Here is an 18,392-nt window from a genome sequence, read left to right as displayed (position 1 = left end):
TTCACATGAATGCTTATAATGAGGCAATCGAGTATCTGTATACTCGATTGCCTATGTTTACAAGGGATGGCGCCTCTGCCTTCAAAAAAGACCTTGACAATACCATCAAACTTTGCGCTGCTTTGGACAACCCACAGCGAAAATTCAAAACATTACATATTGCCGGTACAAACGGAAAAGGATCCACCTCCCACATGTTGGCCGCTATTTTGGCCGAAGCAGGATATAAGACAGGCCTCTATACTTCACCACATTTACTGGATTTCAGAGAACGTATTCGTGTCAATGGTCAGTTATGTGAGAAAGAATTTGTTGTTGATTTTGTCAATACCCATCGCGAGCTTATAGAAGAAGTCAGTCCATCGTTTTTCGAAATTACTGTAGCCATGGCTTTTGATTATTTCGAGAAGAATAAGGTTGATATCGCTGTCATTGAAGTCGGCCTTGGTGGGCGTTTGGACAGCACCAATATTATTCAGCCTTTGCTGTCGGTAATCACCAATATCGGTTTTGATCACATGAATCTTCTTGGTAATACATTGGCGGAAATTGCTGCTGAGAAGGCCGGAATTATCAAAAGAAATACACCTGTCGTTATTTCGGAATATGCTGAAGAGACAGCAGCTGTGTTTTTGGATAAAGCAGCGATCGAGCATGCACCGATCCAATTCGCTTCCGACAAGTATGAGACGAAAATGCTGGACGTGGACCAAGATTATTTGACGGTACAAGCGACGGATACTGCAGGTCATTCAGCAGACTTTCAACTGGATTTAAAAGGCTCTTATCAGGTCAAGAATCTCGCCGGCGTCCTGTTAGCTGTGGATGAATTACGTCAACTGGGCTTTGAGATCAGTGATCAAGATGTGCATCAAGCGCTAAAAAATGTGCAGGCAACCACAGGAATTCAAGGCCGATGGCAACAATTGTCTAAGGATCCATTTATCATCTGTGATACAGGGCACAATGAGGACGGAATTCATGAAGTACTCAAAAATCTGGCTACAACAACTTATGATAAATTGCACTTTGTGATAGGCGCCATGCGCGATAAGGATTTATCACATATGTTGCCTTATCTGCCCAAGGATGCAACCTACTATTTTTCTGCTCCGGATATGCCGCGTGCAATGCCATCCGAGGAGCTGCGCAAAGAAGCTATGGAATTTGGTCTAACGGGGCTTGATTATCCATCGGTAGGAGCTGCGTTTGATGCAGCAAAAGAAGCGTATCAACAAGGGAACCTTATTTTTGTTGGCGGAAGCAATTTTGTTGTTGCGGAAGTGCTTGCTCGTTTGACACAGGAATAAGAATACCACCTTTCCTCGCAAATATATCTGCGGGAGGATTATTGAAACCGATCACAAAAAAGGGAGCTGCGTGAAGTGCAGCTCCCTTTTTGTGATTTTGTGCCTGGTCATTAGTCATTGATCGTCAATTCACCACGGATATCCTTTTCAATCCAATAGGCGACCTCTTTTTGATCTTCTAACTCACCTTGAAGATACATCAATTTGGTTACTGCCGCTTCGAATGTCAGGTCGTAGCCATTCAGCACACCGATGGATTTAAGTCCTTGTGAAGTCTCATAGCGACCTAATTCAACAGACCCTACTTTACATTGCGAAATGTTGAGGATATTTTTACCTTGTTCAATTGCTTCCTTCAATAGATCCAGAAACCAAGTGTCGGTGGTTGTATTGCCCGATCCGAATGTTTCCATAACAATGGAGCGGACATCGGAATCTAGGACTGCTTTAATTGTTTGTGCAGAGATCCCCGGAAATAATTTCAATACGGCTACCCTGTTGTCCAGTTTGGTATGTAGGATAAATTCTTTATCAATATTATTTAATAAAGCATCTGTATTATATTTGAGGTGAATACCAGCTTCAACCAATACGGGATAGTTTGGCGATCTAAAGGCCTCAAATTTGGCCGAATTATATTTAAATGAGCGATTGCCACGGAATAATTTATTGTCGAAAAGAATGCATACCTCTTGGATAATGGATATACCATCCTGCTTCGCAGAGGCTATTTCCAACGCTGTCATCATATTTTCCCGGGCATCCGTTCGAATTTCCCCAATAGGCAATTGGGAGCCTGATAATATGACCGGTTTTTGGAGCCCTTCCAACATAAAGCTCAATACTGAGGCCGTAAAAGCCATTGTATCGGAACCATGTAGAATAACAAAACCGTCGTAATCTGCATAGTTATCCTTAATAATTTGTGCCATTTCAATCCAGATCTCAGGCTTCATGTTCGATGAATCGATAATGGGTTCGAAAGAGTGCACGGTCAGCTTATAGTCTAAGCGGCTTAAATCAGGGAGATTACGTTTGATCAATTCAAAGTCGAAAGGAACGAATGTTCCCGTTTCATCTTTAACCATTCCAATGGTCCCACCTGTGTAGATAATAAAGATATTATGCATTGAGTTTTGAAATTATATACCAAATATACGTTTTGAATTTTCTGTTGTGATTTCGGCCACCTTTTCGACGGAGATCTGGTGAAGGTCAGCTACTTTCTGTGCGACGTAAACCAAATAGCTACTTTCATTTTCTTTACCGCGAAAGGGGACAGGAGCCAGATAAGGTGCATCTGTCTCCAGAACAATATGTTTTAAATCGATTTCTTTGACCACCTGATCTAAGCCCGCTTTTTTAAAGGTAACGACTCCGCCAATACCAAGAGCGAAACCTAAATCGATAGCCTGGTGGGCTTGCTCCAGGGAACCGGTAAAGCAGTGCAGAACGCCAAATAATTTGTCGTCGCGAAGTTCTTCCAATAATTCGAACAGTTCAGTGAAGGCTTCCCGGCAGTGGATATCGATCGGTAAATTTAATTCCTTTGCCCATTGAACCTGAGTTCGAAAAGCATCTTTTTGAATTTCAAGCGTGCTTTTATCCCAATAAAGATCCAGCCCGATCTCACCTATGGCATGGACTTTGTGTGTTTCCAAGCTCTTTCGGATGGTTTCTAACTCTTCCACATAGTTTTCCTTTACATCGCAGGGATGTAATCCAAGCATCGGAAAACAATGTTCTGGATAAGCTGCTACGGTATCAAATACAGGTTTTATGGAAGCGCTATTCACATTCGGCAAAAAAAGGCGTTGTATGCCATTATCGAAGCAACGTTGTAGATGTTCTTGCAGTTTTTCGGTTCCTGCATGGTAATAAATGTGTGTATGTGTATCTGTAAGCAACATAGTTTTCTGCGTGGAGGCAGCGGGTTAGGGTAAAAACTTGTTTTTATTATTATCGAATAAAGTGGTAGACTTAATTACCAAAATTTCAATTCGATCTCCAAAGATAACTTATTAATTAGCAAAAATGAAAATTAATACAGGATTCCTTCTACAGAAACGAATTCCTTTTTTTGTATCTTGGAAAAGCTAACAGGTGGAGGTCAGTCCTTCATGCCATGAATGCATAAGTGACGATTGTTATTGGCCGTTGAAAAGATACGTTTAATTAAAAAGAGTCAGAAGTCAAACATACCGTACGGTTTACTGTTAAACAGATAAAAGAGGTGGTTGTTGTCCTATTTTTATAAGAATAAATGAATCATATGATGAATAAGAGGTTATGCCTGGGTTTATTGACTTTGGCGTCGGTTATGTTTTTAAACAAACTACATGCGCAATCATTGATTGACCCGTCGGTAAAAGATATTATTCAAAAAGCCTTTCAGACAAATAAAGAATTGAAATTGAAGGCTTACGAAGTCGATAAAGCACGTCTGGAAGCCGATGGAGTAAAAGCAAACCGGCTGCCACATGTCTCGGCACTCGGGCTATACGGTTATGTACATAGCAATGGGAGTATTGATATTCCTACGGTTAATATCCCTTTATTGAACCTCGGCTTGTTTGAAGGAGCTACAGGATTTAGTATGCATGGACAAGCGGCCTATGCGGGGGTGTCAGTAAAGCAGATTATCTTTTCGGGATTACAGATTCCGAATGGAATAAAAGCATTGCAGGAGAAAGCTGTGGCTCAACAATATTTAGAATCGGCCGGTCGAGAAACACTTTCAAAGGATATTATTGCTTCTTTTGATCAGCTGATGTTGTTGGATGAGGTGGATAAATTGATTGTCGATTCTGAAAAGCGATTAAAGAAAGAACAGGAAAAGGTGAATAAAGCGATTCAAAATGGCCTTGCAATACCTTATGATAGAGATAAATTGAAATTGGCCTTGCTGGAGCTGGAAGAGAAAAAGGTAGAGGTTTCTGGCAATCGGGATTTGTTGTGTCAAAAGATCGAACAAGAAACCGGGGTATCTTTTCAGGAGGTCGGTGGAATTCATTATGGACTTAAACCTATATTTTTGTCGGATCTTCCACGTGATGTCGAACAAAGATCCGAATTGAAAGCACTGGATGCTTCCTCAAAAGCGTATGAGTACCTGTATAAAAAAGAAAAGGGGGGAGCTCTTCCTGCTGTCTTTGCCTTTGGATCCGCAAACTATCTGAATGTATTCAACTCCCAACTCATGGTGAAAGACCAACCGCTATTTGGTACAGTCAACTTACCGCTTAATTCCATCAAAGGGAGCCCCAATTTAATGGTCGGCGTAGGGGTTAAATGGGATCTCTATACGGGCGGAGAGCATCATAATAAGATAAAGCAAGTTAAACTCGATCAGCATATCAATACGACCAAGCGAGAAGATGCGCAAGAAAAATTAAATTTATTACTCAGCAAAAATACCGTTACCTACACGACTGGCAACCAAAAGCTGAAAGTGGGGGAACAGCAATTGAAAGTTGCCGAAAATAATCTTTCTATGGCTGTTAAACAATATCAAGCTGGCTTAATAGATGTTACTGAGTTATTGGCTGCTGAAAACGATTGGTACAAAGTTAATTTGGGTTATTTTAACAATGTTTTGCAGCAACGTACAGCTGCAGTTGAATTACTACATACATCAGGAAAATTATTACAAACTATTCATGAGTAACATGAAGAATTTATATGGGATATTATCTCTGTCTATTTTTGTTTCTTGTACAAATCAAGTGAAAGAGAAGCCTATTGAAGGCAAGGTGGAGCGAGAGCAAGTGACGGTTGTGACAAAGGTTCCGGGGAAAATTGCGAAGCTTCTGGTTGAAGAGGGTGACTTTGTGCATGCGGGGGATACCTTGGCTATTTTGAGTATTCCCGAGGTAGATGCGAAAGAAGAGCAGGCAAAGGGAGCGCTGCAGTCTGCTGATGCACAATATAACATGGCAGTCAAAGGTGCTACGAAAGGTCAACTCGTGCAATTGCAGGCGAAGGTAGATGGACTTAAGGAACAATATGAATTTGCGAAAAAATCAATAGGTAGGCTGGATGCCCTTTTGCAGGACAGCCTGATTCCGCAGCAAAAGTACGACGAGACCTACGCTAAATTTCAGGGGGCTAAAAATCAGTATCTTGCAGCACAGGCTGAATTAGCTGAAGCAAAGGGTGGGGCTAGACAAGAACAGCAGATTATGGCTTTGGGGCAAAAGGAACGTGCACTGGGAGCGGTATCTGAAGTCAATGTTGCTGCACAGGAGAAATATGTCATTGCTCCACAGGACATGAGTGTGGAAACGATTAATCTGAAAGTCGGTGAATTGGCGATGGCAGGTTATCCGATTATCAATGGTTTCCTTGATCGATCGACCTATTTTAGATTTACATTGCCCGAAAATAAAATGGGAAAACTTCAAAAAGGAGAGGCTGTTGAGGTTGAAATTCCTTATTTGAATCACAAAAAGGTTAAAGCAAAGGTGATTAGTATCAAAGCCTTAAATTCGTACGCAAGCATTGCCTCAGCTTATCCTGATTTCGATCCGCAACAGGCTGTGTTTGAATTGAAAATTGTTCCTGAAGATGTTGCCGGTAGCAAAGATTTGTTAACAAAAACGCTTGTGGTTCTCCATGCGAATTAAAGAGCTTGACTGTGAAAAAAATTTTAGAATTGATCCAACGGGAGTTTAAGCTCTTCTTCAATAATAAAGTGCTATTGATGCTTTTTCTAGGTGCACCTGTATTGTATGGTGTATTGGTGGGGCATGTTTATCAACAAGGTAAGGTAACTCAGATGCCGATCATTGTAGTTGATGAGGATAATAGCCCCTTAAGCAGTTCATTTATTGATATGCTTTCAGATAATGAGAGTATTGAAGTTGCCCGTGTAATACCCTCCTTATTTGATTCAAAAGATATTGCGATGCAATATGAGGCAACAACGATTGTACATATTCCCAAGGGTTTTGCTTCCGGAGTACAACAGGGGCGTTTGCCCGAAATGACTGTTTTTGTAGACGGTGCCAATACATTGACCTCAAATACCGCCATGATGGCTGTCAATGTGTGTGCCTCGACGTTGAAAGCGGGCATACAGATTCAGGCGCAAATGAAACGTGGTGTTCCGGCAAAGATCGCTGCGCAGCAGTACGAACCATTTAAGACAACTTTTGTTAAGCAGAATATTCGAAGTGGAAATTACCTGTATTTTATGCTGCCGGGAGTGCTAATTACTGTGCTGCAACAGGTTTTGCTCTTGGGCTTGGCTTTGTCTTTTTCCTCGGAATTTGAAGGCAATACATTTCCGGAGCTGGTACGTAAAATCGGTAATCCTATCGGACTTATTCTTGTTAAGATATTACCATATGTTTTGATGTCTGTTGGTATCCTGGTTTTATATTGGGGTTTTGGTCAATATTACCGTATGCCTTTACAGGCCGAATTTGGTCGCTTTGTACTCTGTACTTTCGTCTTTTTGCTTGCCGTGTGTTTTATAGGTGTACTCGTCAGTATTCTACTGCCTTCGCAGTTGAAATCGACAGAAGTCCTTATGGTAATTGCGACGCCAGCATTTATCTTGAGTGGCTTTACCTGGCCTTCGAGTCTAATGCCAGGCTGGGTGCAGGCAATTGCAAATGTAATCCCATCGACCCATTATCTTCGAATTTTTAGGTTAATGTTTATTCAGCATGCTGAAAATTACCATACCGATAAGGCGCTGATCGCATTGACCATCATCATGATCATCAGTTTTATATTGGCGGTAATAATACTATGGCTGAAAATACGGAAGATCAAAAAAGAAGATAAAAAGATTAGCGTATAGTGAATAAAAATACGAACAACAAAAAAGCGGTTTCATCTCGATGAAACCGCTTTTTTGTTAACTGAAATTTACAGTCGAATTATTTTTTTGCTGCAGGAGCTGTTGCCGCTGGAGCAGTAGTTCCAGTAGGCGCTACCATGCCTGGAGTTGTTGCTGTAGGAGCAGGAACTTTTCCAGGTTTGATATCCAATACTTCTACTTCAAATACTAAAGGAGCATATGGAGGGATAACACCTGAAGGGCGATCGCCATAAGCCAAAGATGAAGGAATGACTAAAGTTGCTTTTGTACCTTTGTTAAACAATTGGAATGCTTCAGTCCATCCAGGGATTACACCATCAACACCTAATTGGAATTTTAATGCTTCATAAGGACGTTGAGGGTTGAAAATTTTCTCTTTTTTAGCTACATCTGGAAGGTTTGTATCAAATACTTTTCCTGTAGTTAATGATCCTACATAGTTCACGTGAATAGAATCACCTACTTTCGCATTTGTACCTGTTCCAGGTTTAGTAATTACATATTGAAGACCTGAAGCTGTTTTAGTTGTTTTCAAGCTTTTATCCTTGATGTATTTTTCAAGTTTAGCTGGTTCAGCTGCCTTGTGTTTGTTCAATTCTTCTTCAAAATATTTTTGAACTTGTTCACCCAATTGTTGGTCTGTTAACTTTCCTTTTTTGAAGTGTTTTTTGACTTTGATCGAATAAACAATGAATTTATCTGCAAACTCTGGTTTTGGTTGATGTGTTTTAGCAGCCATAGAATCCAAATTGATTTTGAATACCAAGCTATCGCCTTCACCTACGTATTTGAATAAACCAGTAGGGTCACCTGGATTTTTTGCGATGATACTATCTGGATATAATTGAACGATTTGAGGGACTCCCATGTCATACGTACTTTGCATTGTAGAATCTCTGTCCGTTTTCACAACCATGTCAAGTGCTAATAAATCGCCTGATACTGCTTTTTCTTTTGCATTATCATCCACGATTTTATACTCAAGACCACCTTCAGCCTTTTTGAATTTTTGGCATGACGTCATCAAAAGACCGGCAGCCGCGAAAAATAGAATTGCTTTCTTCATTTTCTAATGTATGTTACGATATCTTATTTTGTTAATATTTCTTTATAATTTGGTAAAACCGATTTGAATTTTGCAATCACTGCTTCGAGGCTTTCTTTCGAATTACCTCCTGAAGCGTTAAGATGCCCCCCTCCATTGAAATACAATTTACAGATCTCATTGCAAGGAACTTCTCCAATCGAACGCAAAGATAGTTTAATTTGTTCATTTCTGTCAATAATTAAAGCAGCCAATCGAATTCCTTTGATAGAAAGGGCATAATTGACTAATCCTTCGGTATCACCGGTGATCACTTCAAACTGAGTGAGATCCGCTTTGGTCACATGGATAATAGCGGTGTTATATTCATGGATAACCTCTAGACGATTCAATAGGCAGAACCCTAAGAATTTCAGGCGGCTTTCTGACGAGCTATTGTAAATCTCTTCGTGAATAGCCCAGTTTTGTGCACCACAATCAATGAGGGATGCAATGATGCGGTGAATTTCAGCAGTGGTAGAACGGAAGCGGAAAGAGCCCGTATCGGTCATAATACCGGTATATAAGCATGTCGCCATGTCAGCACTGATATGGTCTGGATCTTGCATCTCATGGACTAAGAAGCGATAGATTAATTGTGCAGTCGCTGCAGCAGATGGATCCCAAAATGCGTAATCTTCAAACCCTTCCGGATCTAAATGGTGATCAATCATGCATTTGATTCCTTTCGCTTGACGAATAGGTTCACCCATTTCGTGAATCCGGGCAAGGCCATTAAAATCTAAGCAGAAAATTAATTCAGCTGCGTCAATCTGTTGATTGTGCAGGTCAATATCCTGCGTATAAATTTGTACATTTTCTAAGCCAGGTAACCAATCCAAAAAGGCAGGAAAGTCTGACGGTACAATGAGATTTACGTGGTGTCCTTTCGCGGTCAACCAAAAATATAATCCTAAAGATGAACCCAATGCGTCCCCATCCGGTTTGTAGTGCGTTGTAATTACAATACGTTTTGGTTCAGCTAATAATTCTTTTAATTCTTCCGATTTCAGCATAGTCATATTAAGTCTGCAAACCTACTATAAAAAAATTAGATTAGACAAATTTTTTATAAAGATCTTTTAGCATCTTATAGCGTTTGGTGTTGATTTTAAAAAATTGATTTTCAGGTTCTTAAAACTTATATACATAGATCTTGAAATCCCGCTTCATGCAGATTAAATAATTGGCATTGTCGCCATAGTTAATCGGTCCATAATAGAACTTTGAAAAACCTTCTACAGGGAATCCCTCCTGGACCAAGCCATCAGATCCGAAAACATAAATCATGCGGTTGTCGGTTCCAACACCTATGATATCAGATTTACCTATTCGTTTAAAAAACAACGGTCTGTTACTGGCCTCTTCGATGAATTTATATTCAAAGTAGGAAGACGAGTCTCTTGAACTGTAGGCATTCAGTTTGTTGTTGGCTAGAATAACAAAATCTCTGTCAGCACCACCGCTAATATCTTCAAAATTAAAGAACGCATCTTTACCCCAATCACCCAGTTTTATTTTTTTGGCCTCGCCTTCGAAAGGAATTTTGAATACACTACCTTTATTGTTTGCCAAGTAAATGAAGGAGTTCTTTTCATCCGACGCCGCAACTAAACCAATTGGATTTTTAACACTTTCCCCATCGGTATCCATTGTTTTTTTACGGATGATCTTACCATTTTGATCAAAGAAATACACGGAAGCAGTGCTTGTACCAGCAATAATATAATTTGTCTGTCCCAGGCTGGTTGTTTTTAGATCGAATAAAATTCGGCCATCCACGCTATTATTTTCAAAGCCCTCCACTTTTTTGCCATCCAGGGTATACGCAAGAATGCGGTCTGTTGCCGGAATGTAAATACGTTGCTCCTTATTGAAGCTGGCGATTGTAGCCCCGTAAGTTGCCGAGTATGGCAGTTCAACGGAGAAGCCAGTTCTGTTTTTACCATCGGGCATAAAGCGATACAAGCGGTTTTTTGTGATGGCGACAATACTGAGATCCTGTAACTGAATTGGCTCGCCCAAAATTTCACCTTGGAAGAGGTTTTGCCAAAGTTCTTTTCCATCCGGCGAAAATGCATGTACCGTATGATCTTGTTCTTGAATCAGGATAAACTTGTTCTTCCCATCTTGATCGAAAATCCAAGGTTTATTGATAATTCGGTTCTCCAGCTGGACTGTCCATTCTGGTTTGCCGCCTAATCTCGTATCACTTTTAAAGAGGGCATATAAACTGGACGAGAATGTGCCCTGATTGCCACTCAACTGGTATGACCAGGAGTAGAAATTTTGAAATCCATATTCATCCTCATCTTTAAAGTTCTTTGCAAAGTCAGCTTTTAAGTTATCTAGAATATTGCTTTTACCAGCTTTAGGTTCTAAATAGAAAGTTACGTTGCTGCGGCTATTCTGCAATGCTGCATGATTTTTGAAAATAGCCGTTCCGGAAAGAAATTGCTTTTCCCGGAAAGATTCCCGATAATCTCTCAAGATTCCCGTCCGTGTAGCTACCACCATAATGTTGTCTACAATGGTAAAATAGGGTCGGGTAAAGCTTTTGAACGGTTCACCAAATAGCGCATGTAAGAGATTCGAATATTTAAATTGATAGATTGAATCACCTACAGACGAACTGAATTTCTTGAGATTATCAGCAAATAGTGTTGAATCCGAAATGCTGATCAAACCTATTGCATCCTGATTATCCAATTCCGCGAGCGCAAATTCATCGTTGAAAATTGGCGCGATGATACTGTCAAATGATACTTTGCTGTCTTCTTCAAAGTTCTTTATACTTTTAGCCAATCGACCGTCTTCTTTTTGCTGTACCAACAAGGCTTTCAGTCCACTGCGAAAACTATGGGGATCTGAAATACTAAAGTCTATATAAGATGCAGCATTTTTAGGTAGATAATTCCCCAGAGCTTGCACTTGAGCTGTCTGCGTGGCAAATAACTGTAGGTAACTATTTTTGCTCGCCGAGAGATCTGTTTCACCCTTAAAAATAAAAGCATCCTTTTTGAAATTCATGTTCCAGGACGTTTGGCCCTTCAGCGAATCGATTAAGTTGAGATAAGTGCCAAATTTGGATTTCATCAATATTCGAGCAATTTGCGACAATTGTTCATTGAAAAAATAGAGACTAAGTGGCGTGTTTTTATTGTTATGGTTTACGAAGAACTCGATTTGTTTGGTACTTATTTTCTTAACCTGTTTATCAAAGATCTGGGAAAGTACCTGTTTGGAGTAGCTTGCGAAAATGATTTCGTGAGAGTAGGCACAATAAAGTGTACTATCCTTAGTGCCTTGATTAAGCCCATAAAATCGTTGCCCTAAGGTGTCAAAAGGTTGTATCTTGTAGTTTTTACCGACGTTTCCAAGTAATGTTGCCAGCGAATTATTATCAATGCTTTGACCAACCTGAACGCTGTATAGCGGAGTAATCTGGTCTTTTTCCTGGTGAAAAGAGAGTAATATTTGCTGCCCCGCTACAAGAGGTGCAAACTGTTCATTACGTAATAATTCGTCTTTAAGACGCTCCAGGTTGGCGAAATTGCGTTGACCTATAATGGCATTAAAGAGCTCATAGTCTTTGAAGATCGTATCTACAGTCTGATCATTGGCAAAGGAGGCAATTGCTAATGTGCTTTCAGGAAGATATTGTAAAGCTTTAGAATCTTGTTTATTGTTTTTATTGAAGTCTCCAAAAAGATAGATCGTGGCCGCGATGACCGCGATGAATAATATAACAGTGATGATGATTGTTTTTTTCATCCTTTTTATTTTTTTCAATGCCTGATAAGAACTCGAATAAATCGTCAGTACCACGCTGGTCGATGCGATTAAAAATCCAGTTTTAGCAGAACAACTATTTATGAGGTACTCATTTTCTTGTCAGCGGAATAAGTACACTAAACTTGTTTTTTTAATGGTGATGAAGCCATCATGCGGCAGATGTTTATCAAGGATATACAAATCCTGCACCTCGTTCAAGATCTCGTGAGCTGCACGATGTTCATGATGATTCATACGTAAAACAAACCTAATAAAAATATATGGGAAGAGATAGAAAATCGTTCCTATAATGCGCCTTTGTAATATAAATTTAACAAAAAATTCCTTATTTTGCTCTGTTTTTAATACATTTATCGCTAGAAACTCATTTTCAGCATTCACTTTAACATAATGAATAAGAAAATCATTTTAGCCGCTTCGTTGTTGGGAGCATTAGCTGTAATATTAGGCGCCTTTGGTGCTCATGGTCTAGAAGGGAAGGTAAGTACATATCATATTGAAACTTGGAAAACTGCAAATCAGTATCATTTCTATCATACCTTCGCCCTGCTATTTTTATCCACTTTTTCGCGAGCAAAGACGTACTCCATTAAAGTATCATTTATAGCTTTCCTCATTGGTATACTTTTTTTCTCGGGATCGTTATATGTCTTAAGCGTGCGCGAAATAACCGGCTTTGGAAATCCGTCTATTTTAGGACCTATCACCCCTTTGGGAGGATTGTCATTAATCGTTGGCTGGGTTGCATTATTTATTGCTGCACTAAAAAATAAATCGTAATCCTATTTAATTGCCTATGTTCATACGAAATCATATTCGTATCTAATTATAACGGAGCCTTCTTGAATAGATTTCAGGAAGGCTTTTTTAGGTTGCAATTGATTGAGCTTTGATCTCTTGGTTTTTTCACTCCGATATCGCTTTGAGGCCGCATGGTTGTTGTCGGTTTTAGGTATCGCCGGGGTCGTTTGACCTCTTTTCCTGAAGGTTTTTTTGTACTTTTATACCATAATTTGAATTTATGTCCAATCCACAATCTACGATTTTTAGTGAAAGAGATACGCTGTTTGTTGATGTGGTCCTACCACTAGCATTGGCAAGAACATATACCTATCGTATTCCGGTTGACTGGAATGATCGTGTGCAGGTCGGTGTGCGTGTCATTGTGCAATTTGGGAAGAATAAGATCTATTCTGCGGTTGTGAAGTCAATTAGTCAGGAGGCACCAAAGCACTATGAAGCAAAGTATATTTTGGACATCATTGATGACAAACCCATAGTTAATTTGGCTCAATTTAAACTTTGGGATTGGCTAGCCGATTATTACATGTGTAGTTTAGGCGAAGTCATGCAGGCTGCGCTACCTTCGGCATTGAAGCTGGCCAGTGAGACCAAAGTCGTTTCATCGATTGCGGCAGATTTTGACCGTTCTACACTTTCAGATAAAGAGTATCTTATCATCGAGGCTTTGGAGGTGGCGGGAGAACTTAAAGTCAATGATATTGTGAAATTGCTGGGACAAAAAACAGTCTTCCCCATATTGAAGCAATTATTTGACAAAGGAATTGTTCTGATTTCTGAAGAGATTACAGAAAGATATAAACCCAAGACCAAAGCATTTTTACGTTTTGCTCCCGACTTTAGAAATGAAGATGCAAAAAGAGAATTGTTGGATAGCTTAAACCGTGCACCAAAACAACAAGATGCGGTATTGGCATTTATGCAGCTGGTCAAAAAAACCGAGGAGATCACGCGGCCCATGTTGGCTGAGGCCTCGGGCTGTGGTAACGGTGCTATTACGGCTTTGATTGACAAAGGTGTTTTTGAAATAAAGGAAAAGGTTGTATCCCGGTTCCAGGGGGAAGATATCGAACTAGATGCCAATTTTCAATTTAATGAAAACCAGCAAAGGGCCTATACTGAAATACAAGAGTCGTTTGAAGAGAAGGAAGTTACCCTGTTGCATGGTGTCACAGCTTCAGGAAAAACACAGATTTATATACGGCTTATCGAACAAGCAATCGCAGCAGGAAAATCAGCCCTCTATCTACTGCCTGAGATTGCGCTGACAGCACAGATTACGGCGCGCTTAAAGCTGCACTTCGGCGATAAATTGGGGGTGTACCACTCCAAGTTTAATGATAATGAACGTGCCGAGGTGTGGCATAAAGTAATGAAAAATGAATTTCAGGTCGTGATTGGGGCCCGTTCTTCAGTTTTTCTGCCCTTTCAGGATTTAGGGATTATCATCGTTGATGAAGAGCACGAAAGCTCCTATAAACAGTTTGATCCAGCCCCACGTTACCATGCCCGTGATACGGCTATTTACCTCGGATTCCTACATCAGACCAAAGTGCTATTGGGATCAGCGACGCCTTCTTTGGAAAGTTATTATAATGCCAAGGCTAAGAAGTATGGTTTTGTGCAACTGCTTGAGCGTTATGGCAACGCACAATTGCCAAGTATTGAGTTGGTGAATATTCCCGAAGAGGGAAGAAAAGAAAATATGTTTTCCTATTTTTCTGGCACCTTGTTAAAGGCAATTGAAGAAGCCGTAAAAAATAAAGAGCAGGTTATATTATTTCAAAATAGACGTGGGCACACGACAATGATCCAGTGTAATACCTGTGGATTCGTTGCAAAATGTGTCAATTGTGATGTCAGCTTAACCTATCACAAGAGCTCTAATATGATGCATTGCCATTATTGTGGTCATGTGGAGCCTCCACTTCGTGTTTGCCCGGCCTGTGGAATGCCACATATCGAAAGTAAAGGGTTCGGTACAGAAAGGGTAGAGGAAGAACTTGAAATCCTGATGCCCGAAATTCGCATCGGTCGGTTGGATCTGGATTCCACAAAAGGTAAATACGGTTTCGACAAAATTATCACGGCTTTTGATGAGCATGAATTTGATGTTCTTATTGGGACGCAAATGGTTGCTAAGGGGCTCGATTTCGGAAGAGTAAGCCTCATCGGTGTTGTCAATGCAGATACGATCATTAACTTTCCGGATTTCCGTTCGTATGAACGATCTTTTTCGTTATTTTCCCAGGTAGCAGGTCGCGCAGGTCGGCGTGAAGCCGGAGGAAAAGTGATCATCCAAAGCTACACCACGAATCATCGGGTGTTAGAACAGGTGGTCAATAACGATTATGAAGGGATGTTTATGACGGAAATTACAGAACGAAAAAACTATCTTTATCCTCCTTTCTACCGGCTTATTCGGATTGATATTAAACATACGGATTTTCAGAAATGCTATGATTCGGCCAATCGATTTGCCTCGGCGCTGCGTCAACAATTGGGTGCAAGGGTATTGGGGCCGGAGCCGCCATTAGTTTCACGCGTGCGGAATAATTTTATCCAGACCATTACCTTGAAGATTGAACGCACAAATATTAGTATTGCAAAGGTCAAGGAATTGATCCGCTCGGTTCTTCTGGATTTTGAAATAGATAAAACCAATGCTGGTGTACGCGTTCAGGTCGATGTAGATCCATATTAGCGACAATTATTACCCATATAGCTTTTAAAGACTTGCGTTTTAGGTAAAGTTAAACCACATGTGCTTATCGTTTTGTTCGGTCCCAAATTCAAGAGGTCAGCGTAGATTGGGCATAAGGACAGATGATTTGGAAAATAAAGCAAATTGACTTGAAAATGTGTACTGTATTGGTATTGAATTATTTGTGATTAATTCTGCTTAATGTGCCTTTTAAAAGGTAAATTTGAAACATCATGGCGTACAAGTTTATTGATAATTATCGAGAGAAAGGTGCTCGTAAGAAATTGGTTGAACATCTTAAAAGCCGGGGGATTGCGGACCAGAAAGTATTAGATGCCATTGGCAAGGTACCACGTCACTATTTTTTTGATGAAACATTCTGGAATCAGGCCTATCGGGACATTGCTTTTCCAATAGGTGACGGGCAAACAATTTCACAGCCGTATACCGTCGCCTATCAATCTGAACTGCTCCACGTCAAAAAAGGAGATAAAGTACTGGAAATTGGTACGGGATCGGGATACCAAACCTGTATCTTATTGGAACTTGGCGCAGACGTATATACCATCGAACGTCAGGAAAACCTATATCAACGAACCATTCAAGTGTTGCCGTACATGGGCTATAAACCGAATTTCTTTTTGGGAGATGGCTCCAAGGGAATTGAAGAGCACGCTCCTTATGACAAGATTATTGTAACTGCGGGTGCGCCATTCGTGCCAGAGGTTATGTTAAAGCAGCTGAAAATGGGCGGAATTTTTGTGATCCCTGTAGGAGACGAAAAATCGCAAAAGATGATGACGATCATTCGTGTGGGTGAAAATGATTTTGACCGTATCGAATTGGATACTTTTCGTTTTGTGCCTTTGGTGGGTGATCAAGCCTGGTAGGATATCCATTCAACCAGCTTAAACGACTTCCCCCAAGGTCTTTAAGCGACATCAAAACATCCATGATTAAATTGAAATAAACGTGAAAGAATAAATATTCACCTTATGACCCCAACTGCAATATTATATGACCAGAAGCATCGCGAAATCGCTTCAACTGTCCTCAAATTAAATAAACAAGTTAATACGCTCAGCTTGTCGCGGCTATTTGTGATACTCGGTGGCGGAGCGTTATTATTTTATACCTTTCAACTGGAAAGCCTTCCGCTGGTGTTTTTCTGTTTTTTTGCATTATTGTTCCTATTCGCCTATCTCGTGCGGAAGCAGAGCCAGCTCGAGCTTCAGAAGAACTATTTTGAAGCCTATCTGAAAGTTTTGGCAAATGAACAGGCTTTGGCAGACGGAAAATTAAATATGTATGATCATGGCCAGCATTTTGAAAACGGAGCTCATCCTTATAGCTCTGATATGGATGTCTTTGGAACATACTCCTTATTTGCACAGATAAATCGGGCAACGACCAAACAGGGGATTGATCTTTTGGCTTCTTGGCTTGATGCACCTCTCCAAAGCCATCAAATTCAACGCAATCAAGAAGCTTCCCAGGAACTTGAAAATGAATCGGAATGGATATGGGATTTTCAGGCAAAGCTTTTGGCCAATCTGAACCATAAATTGGATATCAAAGCATTTTTGATAAATTACTTTCAAGATCGAAATTTTCAGTTCGGAAATGCCTTCATGCGAGTCTATCTCAAAGTAGGGCCTGTTTTATTTTTGGTCGCTTTAGTGGGCAGTATTTTTGTGCCAAAATTGGCTGGGGTGGCAACATTGATAGGGCTATTCCATATTCTTTGGGCCTTGGCCAAAGCAGGAAGTGTTAGCATGTTCTCCTCTCGAATAGACAAGATCGGTGGCGTGCTTGGCTCATACGCAGAGGCGATTCAATCTATTGAAGACCACGCATGGAAGTCTATTGCTATGCAGGAGATCGCGGGAGAGCTTAAACAAAACCAGGGTACTGGATCTATTTCCCTTGCCTTTAAAAAACTCGCTGGTCTTATTAACAATTTGGATGCCCGGAATAACGTCTTTGTTGGGATATTTCTAAACCTGTTTCTGCTTTGGGATTTTAGACAGGTATTGGCTATTGTTGACTGGAAGAATAAGTACGAACACGAGATTCTAAATTCATTCGATACCTTAGCTAAGGTTGAGGCTGTAACTAGCCTTGCCATTTGGAAGAGAAACCATTCGTCGTACATTTATCCAGTAATTTTGGATAACCCACTGGAAAATAAGATTGACGCGCAAGGGGTATATCATCCATTGATTCCAAGCAATCAGGTCGTAGCCAATGATTACAGTAGTATAGATCATCGAGTTGCTTTGGTGACAGGTTCAAATATGGCAGGAAAGAGTACGTTTCTGCGGACAGTTGGTATTAATGCAATTTTGGCATATGCCGGAGCTGCGGTTGCTGCAGCTTCTTTTCAGCTCCCGATTTATAAACTGATATCCTATATGCGAATCAAGGATAATCTGAATGAAAGTACGTCGACCTTTAAAGCTGAATTGAATCGGATGAAATTTATATTGGATACAGTTTCAGCACATAGCGATAGTTTTTTTCTAATCGATGAGATGCTTCGTGGGACAAATTCTGTCGACAAATATCTGGGCTCCCGTGCAATTATAAAGAAACTGGTTCGATTGGATGGTAAAGGTATGGTGGCTACACATGACTTACAGCTGTCCAGTTTACAAGAGGAATTTCCGGGAGATATCAAAAATTATCATTTTGACATTCGTGTCGACGAGGGTCAGATGCTGTTTGATTATAAGCTGAAGATAGGAGAATGTAAAATATTCAATGCTTCGCTTTTATTGAAAGGTATAGGAGTGGATATCGACGAAAATATGGAATAAAAATGACGGAACTGGAGCTAGATTGGTTTACATTTGTCTCCTCTTAAAT

13 protein-coding genes are annotated in these 18,392 nt (G+C 40.3%); 8 read left to right on the top strand and 5 right to left on the bottom strand.

Annotation, left to right across the window (positions count from 1 at the left end; translation table 11 throughout):
* Positions 1 to 5: 5 nt before the first annotated feature.
* Positions 6 to 1,310, top strand: a complete 1,305-nt coding sequence (locus tag K2F45_RS24000; RefSeq protein ID WP_248932549.1) for a bifunctional folylpolyglutamate synthase/dihydrofolate synthase — start codon at positions 6 to 8, stop codon at positions 1,308 to 1,310.
* A gap of 110 nt (positions 1,311 to 1,420) precedes the next feature.
* On the opposite strand, the gene K2F45_RS23995 is transcribed toward K2F45_RS24000, so the two are convergent.
* Positions 1,421 to 2,440 carry an asparaginase gene (locus K2F45_RS23995; RefSeq protein ID WP_088162974.1) on the bottom strand — a complete coding sequence of 340 codons (1,020 nt, stop codon included), beginning with the start codon at positions 2,438 to 2,440 and terminating at the stop codon, positions 1,421 to 1,423.
* Positions 2,441 to 2,452: 12 nt separating this feature from the next.
* Positions 2,453 to 3,220, bottom strand: coding sequence for a TatD family hydrolase (locus K2F45_RS23990; protein ID WP_248932548.1), 768 nt, complete (start codon positions 3,218 to 3,220; stop codon positions 2,453 to 2,455).
* Between the two features lie 362 nt (positions 3,221 to 3,582).
* Between K2F45_RS23990 and K2F45_RS23985 the strand changes: the two genes are divergently transcribed.
* From K2F45_RS23985 to K2F45_RS23975, 3 genes are read left to right on the top strand one after another with little or no spacing between them, the layout of a single operon-like run.
* Entirely contained in the window at positions 3,583 to 4,977 is a 1,395-nt protein-coding gene (locus K2F45_RS23985) for a TolC family protein (protein WP_237241831.1), read from the top strand.
* Between the two features lies 1 nt (position 4,978).
* Complete coding sequence (locus tag K2F45_RS23980) at positions 4,979 to 5,935, top strand: HlyD family secretion protein (protein ID WP_070561231.1); 957 nt, start codon at positions 4,979 to 4,981, stop codon at positions 5,933 to 5,935.
* Between the two features lie 11 nt (positions 5,936 to 5,946).
* Positions 5,947 to 7,119, top strand: a complete 1,173-nt coding sequence (locus tag K2F45_RS23975; RefSeq protein WP_075994210.1) for an ABC transporter permease — start codon at positions 5,947 to 5,949, stop codon at positions 7,117 to 7,119.
* A 79-nt stretch (positions 7,120 to 7,198) separates the two neighbouring features.
* On the opposite strand, the gene K2F45_RS23970 is transcribed toward K2F45_RS23975, so the two are convergent.
* From K2F45_RS23970 to K2F45_RS23960, 3 genes are all read right to left on the bottom strand, one after another.
* Positions 7,199 to 8,206: an FKBP-type peptidyl-prolyl cis-trans isomerase gene (locus K2F45_RS23970; RefSeq protein WP_248932547.1), complete on the bottom strand. Its 1,008-nt coding sequence runs from the start codon at positions 8,204 to 8,206 to the stop codon at positions 7,199 to 7,201.
* Positions 8,207 to 8,229: 23 nt separating this feature from the next.
* A complete protein-coding gene (locus K2F45_RS23965; protein WP_075994208.1) occupies positions 8,230 to 9,240 on the bottom strand; it encodes a DHH family phosphoesterase in 1,011 nt (336 codons plus the stop codon).
* Positions 9,241 to 9,358: 118 nt separating this feature from the next.
* Positions 9,359 to 11,998, bottom strand: coding sequence for a hypothetical protein (locus tag K2F45_RS23960; RefSeq protein ID WP_248932546.1), 2,640 nt, complete (start codon positions 11,996 to 11,998; stop codon positions 9,359 to 9,361).
* Between the two features lie 411 nt (positions 11,999 to 12,409).
* Between K2F45_RS23960 and K2F45_RS23955 the strand changes: the two genes are divergently transcribed.
* From K2F45_RS23955 to K2F45_RS23940, 4 genes are all read left to right on the top strand, one after another.
* Positions 12,410 to 12,799 carry a DUF423 domain-containing protein gene (locus K2F45_RS23955; protein WP_046672738.1) on the top strand — a complete coding sequence of 130 codons (390 nt, stop codon included), beginning with the start codon at positions 12,410 to 12,412 and terminating at the stop codon, positions 12,797 to 12,799.
* 241 nt (positions 12,800 to 13,040) lie between these two features.
* Positions 13,041 to 15,524 (top strand): replication restart helicase PriA, encoded by a 2,484-nt coding sequence (gene priA / locus K2F45_RS23950; protein ID WP_075994206.1) that lies wholly within the window; start codon positions 13,041 to 13,043, stop codon positions 15,522 to 15,524.
* A 233-nt stretch (positions 15,525 to 15,757) separates the two neighbouring features.
* Positions 15,758 to 16,414 carry a protein-L-isoaspartate(D-aspartate) O-methyltransferase gene (locus K2F45_RS23945; protein WP_075994205.1) on the top strand — a complete coding sequence of 219 codons (657 nt, stop codon included), beginning with the start codon at positions 15,758 to 15,760 and terminating at the stop codon, positions 16,412 to 16,414.
* A gap of 105 nt (positions 16,415 to 16,519) precedes the next feature.
* Entirely contained in the window at positions 16,520 to 18,343 is a 1,824-nt protein-coding gene (locus tag K2F45_RS23940) for a MutS-related protein (protein ID WP_075994204.1), read from the top strand.
* Positions 18,344 to 18,392 lie beyond the last annotated feature (49 nt).

The sequence above is a fragment of the Sphingobacterium siyangense genome, from assembly GCF_023277505.1.
Lineage (GTDB): Bacteria > Bacteroidota > Bacteroidia > Sphingobacteriales > Sphingobacteriaceae > Sphingobacterium > Sphingobacterium siyangense.
The sequence above is the reverse complement of the archived record's forward strand: the minus strand, read 5'-3'. Positions and strand labels throughout refer to the sequence as shown.

Excerpts from the sequence above, each read along its gene's own strand:
- K2F45_RS24000 (WP_248932549.1), top strand. The coding sequence starts at position 6 with ATGAATGCTTATAATGAGGCAATCGAGTATCTGTATACTCGATTGCCT.
- K2F45_RS23995 (WP_088162974.1), bottom strand. The coding sequence starts at position 2,440 with ATGCATAATATCTTTATTATCTACACAGGTGGGACCATTGGAATGGTT.
- K2F45_RS23990 (WP_248932548.1), bottom strand. The coding sequence starts at position 3,220 with ATGTTGCTTACAGATACACATACACACATTTATTACCATGCAGGAACC.
- K2F45_RS23985 (WP_237241831.1), top strand. The coding sequence starts at position 3,583 with ATGATGAATAAGAGGTTATGCCTGGGTTTATTGACTTTGGCGTCGGTT.
- K2F45_RS23980 (WP_070561231.1), top strand. The coding sequence starts at position 4,979 with ATGAAGAATTTATATGGGATATTATCTCTGTCTATTTTTGTTTCTTGT.
- K2F45_RS23970 (WP_248932547.1), bottom strand. The coding sequence starts at position 8,206 with ATGAAGAAAGCAATTCTATTTTTCGCGGCTGCCGGTCTTTTGATGACG.
- K2F45_RS23965 (WP_075994208.1), bottom strand. The coding sequence starts at position 9,240 with ATGCTGAAATCGGAAGAATTAAAAGAATTATTAGCTGAACCAAAACGT.
- K2F45_RS23960 (WP_248932546.1), bottom strand. The coding sequence starts at position 11,998 with ATGAAAAAAACAATCATCATCACTGTTATATTATTCATCGCGGTCATC.
- K2F45_RS23955 (WP_046672738.1), top strand. The coding sequence starts at position 12,410 with ATGAATAAGAAAATCATTTTAGCCGCTTCGTTGTTGGGAGCATTAGCT.
- priA (WP_075994206.1), top strand. The coding sequence starts at position 13,041 with ATGTCCAATCCACAATCTACGATTTTTAGTGAAAGAGATACGCTGTTT.
- K2F45_RS23945 (WP_075994205.1), top strand. The coding sequence starts at position 15,758 with ATGGCGTACAAGTTTATTGATAATTATCGAGAGAAAGGTGCTCGTAAG.
- K2F45_RS23940 (WP_075994204.1), top strand. The coding sequence starts at position 16,520 with ATGACCCCAACTGCAATATTATATGACCAGAAGCATCGCGAAATCGCT.